This is a genomic window from Arthrobacter sp. NicSoilB4 (assembly GCF_019977335.1).
Lineage (GTDB): Bacteria > Actinomycetota > Actinomycetes > Actinomycetales > Micrococcaceae > Arthrobacter.
In genome coordinates, this window is record NZ_AP024653.1 from 1,338,132 (window position 1) to 1,355,150 (window position 17,019).

Below are 17,019 nucleotides of genomic sequence, written 5' to 3' on the forward strand. Positions count from 1 at the left end.
CTGATTGTTCCGGTGCGGAATGCCCGGTTTTGCTTGCCGGCGGCCGCGCGGCGGGGCTCAGTCCGTCCCGGCGTCGAGCCCAGTGAGCCTGCGGCGAAGGCCCGGCCAGGCAGCCCCGAACCCGGGATGCAGCTCCTTGTCGCCGACGTGTTCCACCGGCACCCACCGCAGCTCCAGGCTTTCCGGGTCGCTGATTTCCGGGTCGAACGCTTCCACAACCTCGACGGCGACAGTCGTGTAGGTCCAGTAACCGACGTCGAACACCGAGGTGAAGAGGACCTGGACGTTTTCCGGCGGGACGGCAGCTTCTTCCTTCGCCTCCCGCAAGGCGCCGTGGACGGCTTCTTCGCCCTGGTGCAGGGCACCGCCGGGGAGTCCCCAGGTGCCGCCCTGATCGCTCCACAGGGCGCGGTGCTGCAACAGGATGCCCTTCTTTGGGTCGTGAACCAGCAGCCCTGCCGAGCCAAAGCGCCCCCAGAACCGTCCGCGGTCGCCCTCAACCCAGGCATCACCGGGATCACGGGGACCGAGGGGACGGCGCAGCTCGAAAGGAAGCTCGGTGGAATGAGCCTCGCCGGGCCGAGAGGTTTGGGGGCGTGCGTCGTCGGGGAGCGCCGCGCTGGAAGTCGGGGCAACAGAGCTGTCCATGCCCTCAGTTTGCCACGGGCACTGCTCGTCCTTGGAGAAGTGTGACCCCGCGGGACTGGCCGTCAAACGGGCCGCGCGCCGTGTGGGCGCGGCATGATCCGTTCGCTAGTAGCGGGCGGATTCTTGCCTTCGTCGTGCGATGGTCGGCGTTGAAGCCAGCCCAACGCCGTTGATACCCCGGCTGCCGCTGTAGTTGGAGTTCGCCAATGGAAACTCCCGGTCCACCCGTTCAGTTATCCACATAGGGGAGTTAACTCCAGCCGCCCACGCCGGAATCGGGAATCATTGGGAGTAGCGCCCAGCAGCCAGGGAGCGGATCACTCACTTGGGCCCGGTGATGACAGCCTCTCTAGACGCGAATTTTCTATGGGAGATCCCGCAAGTCCTGGCCCCCGGAACGCTAGCTTCAAGGAAGGATTCGGCCATGACAGCCAGTGAAGATGTCATCCAGCCACAGGCCACCCGGCCTGGCGGCGGGATGCTCCTGGCAATTCCCCGGCCGTCACCTGTTCCAGGCGAGGCGGTTGACGCGCACTGTGCTGTGGAGGCGGCGCTTGCCCTGCTGCGCTCCTGTTCTGGGACGGCCGTGCCGGATGCAGCGCTGTTCGGGATGACGGGAGCCTCGGACTTCGCAGGCCGCGTGGAGGAGCTTTCGCGGGTGGTCGACTACTTGCAGCTTGTTGCCGCGGGGGCGGTCGACCGGACCCGGAGCCAGTCATCATCCGGAGCGGGGACCGCAGCTGCGAAGTTTGGTTCTGACGCGCCCGCCGGCCGGTTGACGGGCTGGCACACCGGGCCGGGTGGGCCTGCGGGATTCGCGCCGGACCGGACGTGGAACGAGCCGGGAGACATAAATCGTTCGCCGGAGTGGGTGGACGACGGGTACCGGACCACCGCAGAATTCCTGCGGGCCAGGCTGAGGATCAGTGCGGTGGAAGCTCGACGCCGGCTTGCCCTCGCCGCGGACGTTCTGCCGCGCACAGGTCTGTCGGGCCAGCCCCTGCCGGCCGCGAAGGAGGAGCTCGCCGCGGGTGTCGCCGCCGGAGACATCGCCTCCCGTGCGGCGTCGATTATCTGCCTGTCCCTCGAGCGGGTCCGGCACGTGTCCCCACCCGAGGATGCCGCACGGATGGAACATGCCCTGGCCCGGACAGCAGCAGAGAACGACCAGGACTTCCTGACCCGGATCGCCAAACGCTGGGCGGACGCCTTGGAGCAGGACGGCGAGGAACCCGGCGAGCAGGAATTGCGCCAGCGGCAGGGCGCTTTCATACGGCGGGCCCACCGCGGACTGCAACATCTGGAAATCTTCGCCACGAGCGATCAGTTCGAACACTTGATCACGGTCATGAATACTGCCACTAACCCGCGGGCCGGCGTCGCATCCGATGCGATCACAGGCGCGGACGTTGCCGGTGCTACCGTGCCCGGTGCCGCCAGCGACGGCGGTGCGGACGGCTGTAACTCGGAGGGCTGTGACGCAGACGAGGCGGCCGCAACGGAACGGCTGGATCAGCGCACGCGGCCGCAGCGGCTTCTCGACGGCCTCGTCGGTGCCTGCAAGGCAGCACTCGCCGCCGGGAGGCTGCCCGCTGCGGGTGGGCTGCGCCCGCAGGTCATGGTCACCGTTGACTACCGTGACCTGCTGGAGCGGGTCGAAGGCGCCGACGCGAAACCCCGCGGCCCTGGCTCCAACGCGGGGACGCTGATGTTCACCGGCCCAGTCACGGCCTCGACCGTTCGAAAAATCGCCTGCGACGCCGATATCATCCCGATTGTGCTGGGTGGACAAGGCCGGATCCTCGACATCGGCCGAGCCTCGCGGGTTTTCCCGCCACACATCCGCAAGGCCATCACCGCCAGGGACGGGGGCTGCGCCTTTCCCCATTGCACTATTCCGGCGCCCTGGTGCGAGGCCCACCACATCCGGTACTGGTCCCGCGGCGGGAATACCGGCACCGGGAACGGAGCCTTGCTCTGTTCGCATCACCATCACTTGATACACAAGGAACAGTGGAGCATTCAGATGCGAAGCGGTGTTCCGTGGTTTATCCCGCCACCGCATCTGGACCCAAACCAGCGTCCGCGGCGAAACCGCTACTTCAGGCTTGAGTGAGACCGCCGGACTGGAGCCCAATCAGCCCTTCGGAGCAGCGGTCCCAAAGGGGAGCGGCGCGCCGGTTTCGAACGGAACTGCACCCTGTGCGGGCGTTTGGGTGGACCAACCGCCTTCCTGCTTGTTGGCAAAGATGAGCATTCGCTGGCTCTGCTCAAGCGGATCACCGTCCGGATAGGAGACGCCGGCGGAGCACGTCGCCGGCGTGGACGCGACGCGGAGCGGTGCTGGGCCCGGATCGCCCTTTAGGACAGTCTCGATCTCTACAAGATGGACCTTCGCCTTGTAGCCGTACATGAGTGTCTCGTCATCCACTCGGACGGGCTTGCCGATCAGCACGAGGACCGCGTGGTCGAACTGGTCCTGGGGCGTCTCGAAGCGGATCCAATCGACACAAACGTCGGAGGTTGCAGGGGGCAGCAGGGTGCAACCACTCGCCAATCCGCACGCCAGGAGCCCCGCGAGCGCCGCCTGCAAAGGTCTACGCATGCTCAGAACATATCCGCCGGGGAAACCGCGGTCTATGGGGAGACCTGTTTTGTGCACGGGAGGGGAAAAGTGCCTGCCGGCGGCCTCAACCCGGATTAGCGGAACTGGGCAAAGACCCTCAGAGGTTCGGGACGGAAGTCGGAGCCTTCGGTGAAGCCCAGGGCCTCATAGAAGGCGCGCTGTCCCGGTTCGTTGTCGGTGATCAGGACCATCTGCCGGACATGCCCGTAGCGTTTCTGCACGGCTTCGAGCAGCGCACGGCCGGCACCCGATTTCTGGAAGGCCGGATCCACCAGGATGTCCTGTACGTAGCAGATGGTCGCGTCGTCAGAGACGGCGCGGGCCAGCCCAACCAGCTCGCCGCCGGCAGCCCGGGCCGTGACAACGAAGGACGAGCCGCGGATGGCGCTGGCGAGGACATCGGGTTCCCGGGTGTAGGCGGTCCAGCCCACGGACTCGTACAGCGCCAGCACCTCGGAGTCGCAATCAGGTGCGCCGGCAAGGACCGTGAACTCTGGCATCGGAACAGTGTCGCACACAGGCGTTCCCAACAGTTGGGGCGGGAAGTGCTAGCGTATCGCCGATGCGCCAAACGGGCCGGGCCAGTGTGGCGTCAAATCCAGGGGGAATTAACCATGAACATATCCGTGAGCGTCCGCCCGTGCACGGCGGGCGATCTTGCCGCGCTGGGCCTGCACGAACCTCCGGGCTCGGGGATCGCCGCAGGCCTCTTGGACCGTCAGACTGCTGGGGACCTGATCTATGCCACGGCGTGGACCGGAGTCACCCCGCACGGCGGGGCGGTGCTGGATTTTCGTGCCGGGCCCGTCCCTGAGCTCAAGCATCTCTTCGTTTATCCCGGAAGCAGGGGAGCGGGGATAGGCCGGGCGCTCTGCCTCTGGCTGGAGGAACGTGCCAGGCTGGCTGGCCACAGCGGGATCATCCTCGGTGTTGAACCCGGAAACACAGCAGCAAGGGAACTCTACGAAGAACTTGGCTACCGGACCACCGGTGACGTCTCGACTTACTCGTACGGATTCCCTGATGCAGCCGGCAACTCATCTACTGCCACGGAAACGACTCACATGTACCGCAAAGAACTTCCCGCCCATGCAGCCGTTGACGCTTCGACTGCCCCCACACCAATCGAGGGGGGACCCTCCCGGGTCCTGTTCTACGGGGTGACAGGCAGCGGCAAGTCGTCCGCCGCCCGCGCCTACGCGCAGGCCACGGGGCTGCCCGAGTTCTCGGCGGACGATGACATCGGCTGGCTGCCCGGGTGGCAGCAGCGCACTGTCGAGGAGCAGCGGGACATCGCCGCCACAATTGCAGACCAGGACCGCTGGGTGCTGGACAGCGCCTACGGGGTCTGGCGGGACGTTGTGCTGCCACGGGCGGAGCTCGTCGTCGGACTGGACTATCCGCGCTGGCTCTCGCTGGCCAGGCTGGTCCGCCGCTCGCTCCGGCGGTCTTGGACCCGCGAACCCGTCTGCAACGGCAATCACGAAACGCTGGCCCGACTCTTCGTCGACGACTCGATTATCCGCTGGCATTTCCGGTCGTTCACAAGGAAGCGGCAGGTCATGCGGGGCCTCCAGACCGATGCCAGTATGCCGCCCACGATCCTGTTCCGCCATCCCCGGCAGCTCGACGAGTGGCTCGCGCAGCTGCCGGCGCAGTTGCCCGCCAAGTCCACGAGCGCCGGGCAGGCCGAAAGCCTCTGACCGCACGACGACGGACGGCGGCTACGCTGGAACCATGGCTGGATCCATGACTGGACTCAAAGCTGGGCGCGGCCTGCGGGAGGCTGAACGTGCTTCCCTGCTAAGGGCCGTGAAAGCTTTCCATACGTTCGCATGGTTCACCATTGAAGCCTGCATGGTCTACGTCCTCTACGCCGGTGCCCGCGGACGGACGGACAGGACAGTGGGCCTGGCAGCCGGCGTCGTGACGGCGGAAACCCTGGTCTTTGCCGCCAACGGGTTTCATTGCCCGCTGACCGCCGTGGCCAAGGACCTGGGCGACCAGACCGGCTCTGTCACCGACATCTATCTGCCGCGGTGGTTTGCAAAGAATCTCCCGGGCATCCACGTGCCACTGATTCTGGCCGCTGTGCTCCTGCACTGGCGCAACTACCGGGCCGGCGGCACCACTGCGGGGAACGGCCCCGGCGCTGCGCGCTTCATCCCCGACGCTGCGCCGGAGGCGGCCCGGTCCAACTAGCGCAGCGGGTTGCCGTCGAGATCGACGCGGAAGTCCTCGATCACCTTGTTGGTGGCCGTGTCGATGATGATCACGGAGTCCGCGGGCCAGGAAGGGTCGGGAACCACGGTGTACGGGACGTCCGTGATCAGGGTGGCCCTCCCGGCGTCGTTGATCCTCCGGCTGAAGGCGTCCACCACCGTATTCGTCCGGGTGTTGACTGCCACTGCTTCCTGGGGGAGCCCCGCCGTCTTGCCGTCGGCGGGCGTGGAGTTCCACCATCCTTCGTAGCCGCTCACTGACGATTCCGCCGACGCCGTCAGGGGCGCCGCTGGAGTTCCGGCTGCTTTCGCCTCGCCGCCGCAGGCGCTCAGCGACACCCCAGCCGCGAGAATCATACAAACGGCGGCCAGGCGCCGTGCTTCAGCTTTGTATCCCAAGATGATGTCCCCCAACATTTGTTCGCGGCCGGAGACCCCCGGCGCGGATGGGATGACCCTACCAGCCCCGTCACCTCACGGAACTTGCGCAGGAAACCGAGACCCGGGTCAGGGACCGGCCGGTGACCGCGACTCGGGCCAGTGACCGCCGCAACCGACCGCCGCGACCGCGACCCCGGGCCAGTGACCGCCGCAACCGACCGCCGCGACCCAGCCCGGCGACCGCCGCGACCGACAGCCGCGACCCGGGCCGCGACCGCCGGCAATCCGTGGCCCGAGCGCGGCCTACTTCTTTCCGAACAGACCGCCCAGGATCCCGCCGAATCCGCCAGACCCGTCATCGTCACTCTTACGCTCCGCCGGCTGGCTCTCGGGAAGGTCGACGTCGATCAACTCACCGGGGCGCGGCGCGCCGCCCGCGGGCTGGCCCTGCGGGTGGGCCTGAGGCTCCAGCGACGAGTCCTGCCTGGCGTCCGGAACGGCCGCCTGCGAGGACGACTGGCCCCCGCCGAAAAGCCCGCCCAGCAGATCGCCCAGACCGCCCATCCCCCCGGCGCCGCCGGCAGCGCCGCCGCCCAGGATCCCGCCCAGAATTCCCCCGAGGTCAATGCCGCCGGCACCAGCCGACCCGCCGTCGCCGGACCCAGCCTCGGACGACTGTCCGCGGCCCACGAGGATCTTGTTCGCGAGATAGGACATCACGATCGGGGCAAGGATCGGCAGCAGCTTCCTGACCAGGTCCCCACCCACGCCGCCGAGCTGGGCCGTCCCGGCGAGTTGGCTGGCGACCTGGTCCTGCTGCCCGCCGAAGACATGGCTCACGATCTTCTCACCATCCGCAGTGTCCACCTGCGAGACATCGACCCCGCCATCCAACAGCCCGTCCTGGTGCTGGCTGAGCGCCGACTCCAGCGAGGCGGCGCCGTCGGAGGCTTGCGCGTTGTTCTTCATGCCGGCCAGCAGCGTGGGCACCGCCGCCTCCACCGCCGTCTGGGCGGTCTGCCGGTCGGTGCCGAGCAGGCCGGCAATCTGGTCTACCGGTATCTGCCGCAGGATGCCTTGGAGCTCGCTCATGGGTACTCCTTCAGCCGCAGCTCAGTGCGGCCTAGCTGGAAGCGGCGCCTGCAGAGACGCCGTCGGACGGTTGCCCTTGCATCGTAGTCGGGGTGTCCCCAACGCGAAAGGACGCTTCCGGGGCCTGGCAGCGCCGTCGGAGGCAGCCCGCGTTTGCGGGTAATCTAGGAGAGTTCCGGGGCCGACTGGTTTCGCCGGAAGAGCACATGGCAGGAAGCAAAAAAGGCGAGGTTGATGGTCCACATCTGGAACGATCCGTCCGAAGTCCCGGCGGACTTTGGTCCCTCCGTCGTTACCTTTGGCAACTTCGACGGAGTGCACCGCGGCCACCAGCAGGTGCTCTCGCAGCTCATCCGGGTCGCCCGCCTGAACCACGCCCGTGCCGTTGCCATCACTTTCGATCCGCATCCGGCGCAGGTCCACCGTCCCGAATCCGCCCCCGAGCTGATCATGGGCCTGGAAGACAAATTGGTGGCGCTCGGCGAGCTGGGCCTCGACGCCGTGCTCGTGATGAAGTACTCCCTTGAACTGGCCAGCCTCACTCCCGAAGAATTCGTCGCCGACGTCCTGGTCGGCAGCCTGAAGGCAAGCCACGTGGTGATCGGCCACGACGCCCGCTTTGGCCGGGGAAATTCCGGCGACCTGGACACCATGCAGGAACTCGGCAAGAAGCTCGGCTTCGAAGTCCTCGTCATCAGCGAATTCGGTTCCGAAGGCTTTCCGATACACGGTGAACTGCACGACGACGGCGGCAAGGACCGCCGCTGTTCCTCCACCTGGGTGCGCGAGGCCCTGCGGGAGGGCGACGTCGCCACCGCCGCCGCCGTCCTGGGCCGGGCCCACCGGATGCGCGGAGAGGTGGTCCACGGCGCCGCGCGCGGCCGCGACCTCGGCTTCCCGACCGCCAACCTCGCCCCCGACGCCAGCGGCTACATCCCGGCGGACGGCATCTACGCCGGCTGGCTCGTGGACCAGGCCGGCACGCGCTGGCCAGCGGCCATCTCCGTCGGCTCCAACCCCACGTTCTACGGCGTCAGCCGGCAGGTGGAAGCCCACGTGATCGACCGCCCGGAAGAGGCCGTCGAGGACTTCGATCTGTACGGCCAGACAGTAGTGGTGGAATTCGTCGCCCGGCTGCGGGGGATGGTGGCGTACCGTGGCCCTGAGGCGTTGGTGGACCAGATGCGCCTGGACGTGGTCCAGGCCCACAACATCCTGTTCGCGCGCTAAACCGCCGGGCTGGGCCGCTTAACTCGACCGCTGTACAAAACCGCCGGGACTGACCCGTGGGGCTGAACCGCTGGGCTGAAAAACTGGAATGATTCACCGGGCGGCCTGCAAGTTCGCGGGTAGCTCCGCGCAGGGATTCACAGCCATTTGGCAAGGAAGGCAAGACTGTGACAATTGAGAAGAACACCAGGGAGCTGGACAAGGAAATTGTCCGGGACTTCAGTTCCCGGATGAGCTACGCGTCCTACCTGCAGCTGCCGACGCTGCTCAGCGCCCAGCAGCCGGTCAGCACTCCGGAGCACCATGACGAGATGCTGTTTATCATCCAGCACCAGACCACGGAACTGTGGCTCAAGCTGGTCCTGCACGAGCTCCGCAGCGCTGCCGCCTGGCTCCGCTCCGACGACCTCGGCTCGGCGCTGAAGGCGATCGCCCGGGTCAAGCACATCCAGAAGACCCTGACCGAGCAGTGGTCCGTGCTGGCCACCCTCACGCCCACGGAGTACTCGCAGTTCCGCGGCTTCCTGGGCAACTCCTCCGGATTCCAGTCCAGCCAGTACCGCGCCGTCGAATTCCTGCTCGGCAATAAGAACCGCAAGATGCTGCCGGTGTTCGAATCCGACCCCGAAGCCCACGCTATGCTGCTGGAGCTCCTCGAATCCCCGAGCATCTACGATGACTTCCTCGCCTACCTCAAGCGCCAGGGCTTTGACGTTCCCGCGTCGCTGCTGGAGCGGGACGTCACCCAGGCGCACGAGTTCTGCGCCGAGCTGGTGCCGGTGTTCAAGTACATCTACGAGAACGCAGCGGACAACTGGGGCGCCTACGAGGCCTGCGAGGAGCTCGTGGACCTCGAGGACAACTTCCAGCTCTGGCGCTTCCGGCACCTGCGCACGGTGCAGCGCACCATCGGCATGAAGACCGGCACCGGCGGCTCCAGCGGCGCCGCCTTCCTGCAGAAGGCCCTGGAACTGACGTTCTTCCCCGAGCTTTTCGCCGTCCGGACGGAGATCGGCCAGTGAGCATCTCCGCCAGCACAGAAGCAACCGACATCCTGTGGCAGCGGGCCCGGGACCTCGACGCCGCCGACCCGCTGGCCGCCTACCGGGACCACTTCATCGGCTCGGACACGGAACTGTCGTACCTCGACGGAAACTCCCTGGGCCGCCCGCTCAAGCGCACCGTTGCCGATATCAGCACCTTCATCCAGGACAGCTGGGGCGGGAGGCTGATCCGCGGCTGGGACGAGGAATGGCTGGAACTCCCGCAGGCCATCGGTGACCAGCTCGGCAGGGCCGTCCTCGGTGCCGCGCCGGGGCAGACCATCATCGCCGACTCCACCACCGTGGTGTTGTACAAGCTGATCCGGGCCGCGCTGGCCGCCGTCACGGACCCGGCCCGCACCGAAATCGTGCTGGACACGGACAATTTCCCCACTGACCGCTACCTCGTCGAGGGTATCGCCCGCGAGGAAGGCCTCACGCTGCGCTGGATCGACGCCGATCCCGCCTCCGGCGTCACCGTCGAGCAGGTGCGCGACGCCACCGGCCCGGCCACCGCCGTCGTGGTCCTGAGTCAGATCGCCTACCGTTCCGGGTTCCTCGCGGACCTGCCCGCCATTACCGCCGCCATCCACGACGCCGGCGCCCTGGTGGTGTGGGACCTGTGCCATTCCGCCGGGTCGGTGGAGATTGGCCTGGACGCCGCCGACGTCGACTTCGCCGCCGGCTGCACCTACAAGTACCTCAACGGGGGACCGGGCTCGCCCGCGTTCGCTTACGTCAACGCCCGGCACCTGCCGGGCCTTCAACAGCCGATCTGGGGCTGGATGGGCCGCAAGGACGCTTTCGAGATGGGGCCCGGCTACGAGGCCGCTGCAGGCATCCGCGGCTTCCTCAGCGGGACCCCGGCGATTTTCGGAATGCTCGCCATGCGCGGCACGCTGGACCTGCTGGAAGAGGTGGGCATGGCCGCCGTCCGGGAGAAATCCAGGCTGCTGACCGCGTTCGCCGTCGAGCTCCATGACGCCTGGCTCGCCCCGGCGGGCGTTGAACTCTCGACCCCGCGGGATCCGGAGCTGCGTGGCAGCCACATCACGGTGGACCACCCGGCGTTCCGCGAGATGACCTCGGCACTTTGGGACCAGGATGTCATTCCGGATTTCCGCGCGCCGCAGGGCATCCGGATCGGCCTGTCGCCGCTCAGCACGTCCTTCACCGAGCTGTACCGCGGCGTGGCGGCCATCCGCGGACAGTTGGCGGGCGGCGCGTCCGGGCAGCCGTAGGGCCTGCCGTTTCGACAAGTTCAACGGCGTGCCGGTAAACTAAACGTTGGATCCGGCTGCAGTCCGTGGCGGCTGGCTCTTGTTGTGCACGGGAAAGCCTCTCTTGGAGAGGGCGGACCCGGCGCGGCACCCCCGGCAGTGAATTACTGATTCGGGCCTCACGGCACATCTCTAGGAGTTATCGTGGCACTTGAAGCCGCTGTAAAGCAGTCCATCATCCAGGATTTCGCAACGTCCGAGGGCGACACCGGTTCGCCGGAGGTCCAGGTTGCAGTCCTGACTCAGCGGATCAAGGATCTCACTGAGCACATGAAGGTGCACAAGCACGATTACCACACCCAGCGCGGTTTGCTGGCCATGGTTGGTCGTCGCAAGCGCATGCTGACCTACCTCAAGAACACTGACATCACCCGCTACCGTAAGCTCATCGAGCGCCTCGGCCTGCGCCGCTAGTCAGCTTTAAGGGGCGGCCCCTTCCGGACCGGAAAGGGCCGCCTTCTTCAAACAAAAACTCAACAGGAGGATCAACCGCATCACGCATTCGCGGTCCTCGGTAGTGACCTCCGGGAACGGCTTCAAGGAACGAAGCCTTAGCCCGTGGGTCTCGATCGATGACCGGGTGCAGTGCAGGCCAGTAGACAGATGCTGGACTGGGTTGATGCGGCTGGACTCCGTGAACCATGAAACGGAGGTGACTCTCTATGGAGGGTCCCGAAATCCAGTTCTCAGAAGCAGTCATTGACAATGGCCGCTTCGGCAAGCGTGTAATCCGCTTCGAAACCGGCCGTCTTGCCAAGCAGGCAGCCGGCGCAGCGATGGTCTACATCGACGAAGAGACCGCGCTGCTGTCCGCCACCACCGCCGGCAAGCACCCGCGTGAAGGCTTCGACTTCTTCCCGCTGACCGTCGACGTCGAAGAGCGCATGTACGCCGCCGGCCGCATCCCGGGCTCGTTCTTCCGCCGCGAAGGCCGTCCCTCCACGGAAGCCATCCTGGCCTGCCGCCTCATGGACCGCCCGCTGCGCCCCGCCTTCGTCAAGGGCCTGCGCAACGAGGTCCAGATCGTCGTCACCGTGCTGTCCATCAACCCGGACGAGCTCTACGACGTGGTCGCGATCAACGCGTCCTCCATGTCCACGCAGCTCTCCGGCCTGCCCTTCTCCGGCCCGATCGGCGGCGTCCGCGTTGCCCTCGTCGCCGACGAGAACGGCTCGCAGTGGGTTGCGTTCCCGAAGCACTCCCAGCTCGAGAACGCCGTCTTCAACATGGTCGTTGCCGGCCGCATCGCCGGCGATGACGTCGCCATCATGATGGTTGAAGCCGAAGCCACCGACAACTCCTGGAACCTCATCAAGGAACAGGGCGCCACCGCCCCGACCGAAGAGGTTGTCTCCGAGGGCCTCGAGGCCGCCAAGCCGTTCATCAAGGCACTCTGCGAAGCACAGTCCGACCTGGCCGCCCGCGCAGCCAAGCCGACCGTCGAGTTCCCGGTCTTCCTGGACTACCAGGACGACGTCTACGCCGCTGTTGAGTCCGCTGCCGCCGACAAGCTGGCCGCTGTCTTCCAGATCGCCGACAAGCAGGAGCGCGACACCGCCTCCGACGAGCTCAAGGACGAGGTCACCTCCTCCCTGGCCGGCCAGTTCGAAGGCCGCGAGAAGGAGCTGTCCGCAGCCTTCCGCTCCGTCACCAAGCAGGTTGTGCGCCAGCGCATCCTCAAGGACCAGATCCGCATCGACGGCCGTGGCCTGACGGACATCCGCCAGCTCACCGCCGAGGTTGAGGTTCTGCCCCGCGTCCACGGCTCGGCCATCTTCGAACGCGGCGAGACCCAGATCATGGGTGTCACCACGCTGAACATGCTCAAGATGGAACAGCAGATCGACTCGCTGTCTCCCGTGACGCGCAAGCGCTACATGCACAACTACAACTTCCCGCCGTACTCCACCGGCGAGACCGGCCGCGTCGGCTCCCCGAAGCGCCGCGAAATCGGCCACGGTGCCCTCGCAGAGCGCGCCATCATGCCGGTGCTGCCGTCCCGCGAGGAATTCCCCTACGCCATCCGCCAGGTGTCTGAGGCTCTCAGCTCCAACGGTTCGACGTCGATGGGTTCCGTCTGCGCCTCCACGCTGTCCCTGCTGAACGCAGGTGTGCCGCTGAAGGCCGCTGTTGCCGGTATCGCCATGGGCCTGGTCTCCGACCAGGTTGACGGCCAGACCCGCTACGCCGCCCTGACCGATATCCTCGGCGCCGAAGATGCCTTCGGCGACATGGACTTCAAGGTCGCCGGTACCTCCGAGTTCGTCACGGCCATCCAGCTGGACACGAAGCTCGACGGCATCCCGGCCTCCGTCCTGGCAGCCGCCCTGAAGCAGGCCCGCGAAGCCCGCCTGCACATCCTGGACGTCCTGAACTCCGCGATCGACACCCCGGACGAGCTCTCCGAGTTCGCGCCGCGCGTCATCGCGGTCAAGATCCCGGTTGACAAGATCGGCGAGGTCATCGGCCCGAAGGGCAAGATGATCAACCAGATCCAGGAAGACACCGGAGCCGACATCTCGATCGAGGACGACGGAACTGTCTACATTGGCGCCACGAACGGCCCGTCTGCCGACGCAGCACGGTCCGCGATCAACGCCATCGCCAACCCGCAGATCCCGGAAATCGGCGAGCGCTACCTGGGCACGGTCGTCAAGACCACGACCTTCGGCGCCTTCGTTTCCCTGACCCCGGGCAAGGACGGCCTCCTGCACATCTCCGAGCTGCGCAAGATCGCCGGCGGCAAGCGCGTGGACAACGTCGACGACGTCGTCTCCGTTGGCCAGAAGATCCAGGTGGAAATCACCAAGATCGACGACCGCGGCAAGCTCTCCCTGTCTCCCGTTGTGGCTGACGAGGCGGGCTCGGAAAACGCTGACGACGCTGAGGTCTCCCTGGAGTCCGCAGAGTAGTCTTTTTCGAACTCAAGCAGCGGGGCCGGTGGATTAGTCCACCGGCCCCGCTGCCGTTAAAGGCAGGTAGGATTGCAGGCAGATTTGGCACGTTTCCCGTGACGGTTTTATTGAAAGGCCTTGATGACTGTCGTCCCCCTGCCGCTTGAGCAGAACCAGCACGCTGACACCCTGATCCACGGAGCCGACGGCGGTTCCGAGGTTCGCCGCTCGGTTCTGCCCGGCGGCGTCCGTGTGCTGACCGAGGCGATGCCCGGTCAGCGCTCGGCCACCATCGGCTTCTGGGTGGCCGTAGGCTCCCGCGACGAGGCGCCTGGGCAGCACGGCTCCACCCACTTCCTGGAACACCTCCTGTTCAAGGGAACGCAGCGGCGCACGGCCCTCGAGATCGCCTCGGCCTTCGACGAGGTGGGCGGGGAATCCAACGCCGCCACGGCTAAGGAAAGCACCTGCTACTTCGCCCGCGTGCTGGACACCGACCTTCCCATGGCGATCGACGTCATCGCGGACATGATCACCGGCGCCGTGCTGGACCCGCAGGAGATGGAGCAGGAACGCGACGTCATCCTCGAGGAGATCGCGATGGACAGCGACGACCCCACCGACGTCGCCCACGAACACTTCGTGGCTGCCGTGCTGGGCACGCACCCGCTGGGCCGTCCGATCGGGGGCACCCCGGACGCCATCCGCGCCGTCGCGCGGGACTCGGTCTGGGACCACTACCGCCGCTACTACCGCCCGGACGAGCTCGTCATCACCGCCGCCGGGGGACTGGACCACGACGTCGTCTGCGGACTTGTTGTGGACGCGCTGCATTCCGCGGGCTGGAGCCTTGAGCCCGACGCCGCCCCCGTCCAGCGCCGCTCCACTGACCGGGCCGAGATCACCGGCACCGCAGGCCTGCATGTGATCAAGCGTCCGGTGGAACAGGCCAACATCATCATGGGCTGCCCCACGATCGTCGCCACCGACGACCGCCGCTTCGTCATGAGCGTGCTCAACGCCGTGCTCGGCGGCGGGATGTCCTCCCGGCTGTTCCAGGAGGTCCGCGAGAAGCGTGGCCTCGTGTACTCGACCTACTCCTTCGCCTCCTCCTACGCCGATGCCGGCTACTTCGGCATGTACGCCGGCTGCACCCCGACGAAAGTCCGGCAAGTCCTCGAGCTGCTCGGCGCCGAGCTGGACAAGCTGGCCGACGGCGGCATCTCCGACGAGGAACTCCGCAAGGCCGTCGGACAGCTGTGCGGCGGAATCGTGCTGGCGCTGGAGGACACCGGCTCCCGGATGTCCCGGCTGGGCCGTGCCGAACTGGTCTCCGGCGAGTACCAGGACATCGATGAGACCCTGCGTCAGATCAAGGCAGTGACTGCCGCCGAAGTCCAGGAGCTCGCCCGCGAACTCGCGGCCGCCCCGCGGACCGTCACCGTAGTGGGCCCCTTCGAGGAAACCGAGACGTTCGGCCTCTGACATCCGGCCCCGAGGGCGCTGCACGCCCCTGAGCTGGGCCTGCATCGCCCGCGGTGGTCGTGGACCCGCACCTAGACACGGCAGGCGGCGCCGCGTGATGATGGGGACGGACTCACCCGTGAGGACCCCCACCTGGAAGGACCCCTGGAAGGAAGATATGGACCGGCCGCTGCCAGGCAGTGCACACGAGGCGCTCGAGGCGTTCCTTGGGCACTGGACTGGAACCACACAGTGGGAGGCCACGCCCTGGGGGCCGGCGCGGGTTGCCGCCGTCGAAGTGACTTTCGCGCGTGCAGCCGCCGGCCTGGCCGTCACCCACAGCTACCGGCACACGGAGGCGGACGGCACCCGATCCGAAGGCCACGGGGTGTTCACCATGGACCCCGACCGCCCCGACACCCTCTGGTACCACGTCAACAGCATGGGCCTGCCCCCGGAAGCGCCCGCGCGCGCCAGCTGGCAGGAGGGCACCCTCACCATGGAACGGCGCAGCGACCGCGGCACGTCCCGGCACACCTTCCGGGTGGACGACGGCGTGCTGACCCACAGTGCCGGGCTCCGGCTGGAGCCCGCGAGCGAATTCACGCCCTTCATGACCTCAACCTGCCGGCGAGTGGCCGAGGACGCAGCTGTCCCCGCCTGAAGCTCCCTCTCCTGATCTGAAGGTGGGTGTCACGATTCCCCGCCTGATCTGGGGGTTGGTCCCGGCCTCTGGATGCCGCACACCTGCCCAAACCGTTGCCATAACGTTGCAAAGCCGCCCTTGAAATCCGTTGACACGCCCTGAGCTGCGCCATAGATTTGCCGTAATCTGAATCACCTTTCAGGTTCAGCGCATTTCCTGTCAGATCTCCTGCTCAGACCTCCTGCCCAGCTTCCGCGGGAGTTTCAACGAAAGGCATCCCGTGAAGGATACAAAGAAGTTCCTGATGGCCGCCGTTATGGCCACCGGGCTCGCCCTCAGCGCCTGTGCGCCCTCTGCCGGCACCGCAGCGCCGGCCGAGTCGGGCAGCACCAAGGCCGCCGAGCCGGTCAACGTCGGCATCATCTACTCCAAGACCGGACCCCTGGCCGCCTACGGCGCCACCTACTACGAAGGCCTGCAGGCGGGCATTGACTATGCCACCGGCGGGACCGGCGCCGTCAACGGCGCCAAGATCAACCTGACCTACGCCGACGACGGCGGCGACCCGGACAAGGCGGTGACGGCCGCCAAGGACCTGATCGGCAAGGGCTACAAGATCATCGGCGGCACGGTCGTCTCCGGCATCGCGCTCAAGCTGGCGGAACAGGCCGCGCAGAACAAGGTCCTCTACATCTCCGGACCTGCCGCCACCGATGCCATCCAGGGCATCAACAAGTACACCTTCCGCTCGGGCCGCCAGAGCCTGCAGGATGTGGCCACGGCCGGTTCCTTCATTGACACCAAGGGCAAGAAGGTCGTCGTCTTCGCGCAGGACAATGCGTTCGGCCAGGGCAATGTCGCCGCCGTCAAGGCCGTCCTGGGCGCCAAGGGTGCCACCGTGGAGGCCGTCCTTGTTCCGGACGGACAGGAGCTCACCCCCTTCGCCCGCCAGCTCATCGACGCGAAGCCGGACATGGTCTTCGTAGCCTGGGCCGGGGCAACGTCGGGCACCATGTGGCAGACACTCAGCCAGCAGGGCGCCTTCGACGCCGCACCGATCGTCACCGGGCTCGGCGACGCCGCCACGTTCGGCGCCTACGGCGAGGCCACGTCCAAGATCAGCTTCCTGAACCACTACTTCCCGGGCGCCTCGGGCAACGACGTGGAGAAGAAGATGATCGCCGCGGTTGAGAAGGCAGGCAAGAAGGCCGACCTCTTCACTCCCGACGGCTTTGTTGCCGGCCAAATGATTGTCCAGGCCATCAAGGAGGGCGGCTCCGACGCCGACGCCATGGTCAAGGCACTCGAAGGCTTCAGCTTCGACGGGCCCAAGGGCAAGGAAACCGTCCGCGCCTCGGACCACGCCCTGGTCCAGGACATGTACCAGGTCAAACTCGTCCAGACGGGCGGCAGCTGGGCGCCCGAGCTCATCAAGGTGGTTCCGGGCGATACCGTCGCCCCGCCGGAGAAGAAGTAACCCGTCGGATGCTGCC

At 66.8% G+C, this 17,019-nt stretch carries 16 protein-coding genes; 11 read left to right on the forward strand and 5 right to left on the reverse strand.

Annotation, left to right across the window (positions count from 1 at the left end):
• Nucleotides 1-57 precede the first annotated feature (57 nt).
• Complete coding sequence (locus LDO13_RS05960) at nt 58-543, reverse strand: NUDIX hydrolase (RefSeq protein WP_224049689.1); 486 nt, start codon at nt 541-543, stop codon at nt 58-60.
• Between the two features lie 529 nt (nt 544-1,072).
• Here LDO13_RS05960 and LDO13_RS05965 point away from each other — a divergent pair.
• Nucleotides 1,073-2,764: an HNH endonuclease signature motif containing protein gene (locus tag LDO13_RS05965; RefSeq protein WP_224049109.1), complete on the forward strand. Its 1,692-nt coding sequence runs from the start codon at nt 1,073-1,075 to the stop codon at nt 2,762-2,764.
• 21 nt (nt 2,765-2,785) lie between these two features.
• On the opposite strand, the gene LDO13_RS05970 is transcribed toward LDO13_RS05965, so the two are convergent.
• Nucleotides 2,786-3,253 carry a hypothetical protein gene (locus tag LDO13_RS05970; RefSeq protein ID WP_224049110.1) on the reverse strand — a complete coding sequence of 156 codons (468 nt, stop codon included), beginning with the start codon at nt 3,251-3,253 and terminating at the stop codon, nt 2,786-2,788.
• A gap of 95 nt (nt 3,254-3,348) precedes the next feature.
• The gene (locus LDO13_RS05975) at nt 3,349-3,774 is read right to left on the reverse strand and encodes a GNAT family N-acetyltransferase (RefSeq protein ID WP_224049111.1); all 426 of its coding nucleotides are present in this window, start codon (nt 3,772-3,774) and stop codon (nt 3,349-3,351) included.
• Between the two features lie 114 nt (nt 3,775-3,888).
• Here LDO13_RS05975 and LDO13_RS05980 point away from each other — a divergent pair, with 114 nt between their 5' ends.
• Together LDO13_RS05980 and LDO13_RS05985 are read left to right on the forward strand one after the other, a co-directional pair.
• Complete coding sequence (locus LDO13_RS05980) at nt 3,889-4,977, forward strand: GNAT family N-acetyltransferase (RefSeq protein WP_224049112.1); 1,089 nt, start codon at nt 3,889-3,891, stop codon at nt 4,975-4,977.
• A 109-nt stretch (nt 4,978-5,086) separates the two neighbouring features.
• Nucleotides 5,087-5,476: a hypothetical protein gene (locus LDO13_RS05985; protein ID WP_224049113.1), complete on the forward strand. Its 390-nt coding sequence runs from the start codon at nt 5,087-5,089 to the stop codon at nt 5,474-5,476.
• On the opposite strand, the gene LDO13_RS05990 is transcribed toward LDO13_RS05985, so the two are convergent.
• Complete coding sequence (locus LDO13_RS05990; protein ID WP_224049114.1) at nt 5,473-5,895, reverse strand: hypothetical protein; 423 nt, start codon at nt 5,893-5,895, stop codon at nt 5,473-5,475. The two genes, LDO13_RS05985 and LDO13_RS05990, sit on opposite strands and share 4 nt — an antisense overlap.
• Before the next feature lie 285 nt (nt 5,896-6,180).
• On the reverse strand, nt 6,181-6,969 hold the full coding sequence (locus tag LDO13_RS05995; protein ID WP_224049115.1) for a DUF937 domain-containing protein: 789 nt from the start codon (nt 6,967-6,969) through the stop codon (nt 6,181-6,183).
• A gap of 234 nt (nt 6,970-7,203) precedes the next feature.
• Between LDO13_RS05995 and LDO13_RS06000 the strand changes: the two genes are divergently transcribed.
• The 8 genes from LDO13_RS06000 (at nt 7,204) to LDO13_RS06035 (ending at nt 17,003) form a co-directional block, all read left to right on the forward strand.
• Complete coding sequence (locus LDO13_RS06000; protein ID WP_224049116.1) at nt 7,204-8,199, forward strand: bifunctional riboflavin kinase/FAD synthetase; 996 nt, start codon at nt 7,204-7,206, stop codon at nt 8,197-8,199.
• A gap of 167 nt (nt 8,200-8,366) precedes the next feature.
• A complete protein-coding gene (kynA, locus tag LDO13_RS06005) occupies nt 8,367-9,221 on the forward strand; it encodes a tryptophan 2,3-dioxygenase (protein WP_224049117.1) in 855 nt (284 codons plus the stop codon).
• A complete protein-coding gene (gene kynU / locus LDO13_RS06010) occupies nt 9,218-10,483 on the forward strand; it encodes a kynureninase (protein ID WP_224049118.1) in 1,266 nt (421 codons plus the stop codon). The genes kynA and kynU overlap by 4 nt, the downstream gene beginning before the upstream one ends.
• Nucleotides 10,484-10,666: 183 nt before the next feature.
• Complete coding sequence (gene rpsO, locus LDO13_RS06015; protein WP_224049119.1) at nt 10,667-10,936, forward strand: 30S ribosomal protein S15; 270 nt, start codon at nt 10,667-10,669, stop codon at nt 10,934-10,936.
• A gap of 248 nt (nt 10,937-11,184) precedes the next feature.
• A complete protein-coding gene (locus tag LDO13_RS06020; protein WP_224049120.1) occupies nt 11,185-13,434 on the forward strand; it encodes a polyribonucleotide nucleotidyltransferase in 2,250 nt (749 codons plus the stop codon).
• A gap of 123 nt (nt 13,435-13,557) precedes the next feature.
• A complete protein-coding gene (locus LDO13_RS06025; protein WP_224049121.1) occupies nt 13,558-14,901 on the forward strand; it encodes a pitrilysin family protein in 1,344 nt (447 codons plus the stop codon).
• Between the two features lie 118 nt (nt 14,902-15,019).
• Nucleotides 15,020-15,544 (forward strand): DUF1579 domain-containing protein, encoded by a 525-nt coding sequence (locus LDO13_RS06030; RefSeq protein WP_224049122.1) that lies wholly within the window; start codon nt 15,020-15,022, stop codon nt 15,542-15,544.
• Between the two features lie 262 nt (nt 15,545-15,806).
• A complete protein-coding gene (locus tag LDO13_RS06035) occupies nt 15,807-17,003 on the forward strand; it encodes a substrate-binding domain-containing protein (protein ID WP_224049123.1) in 1,197 nt (398 codons plus the stop codon).
• Nucleotides 17,004-17,019 lie beyond the last annotated feature (16 nt).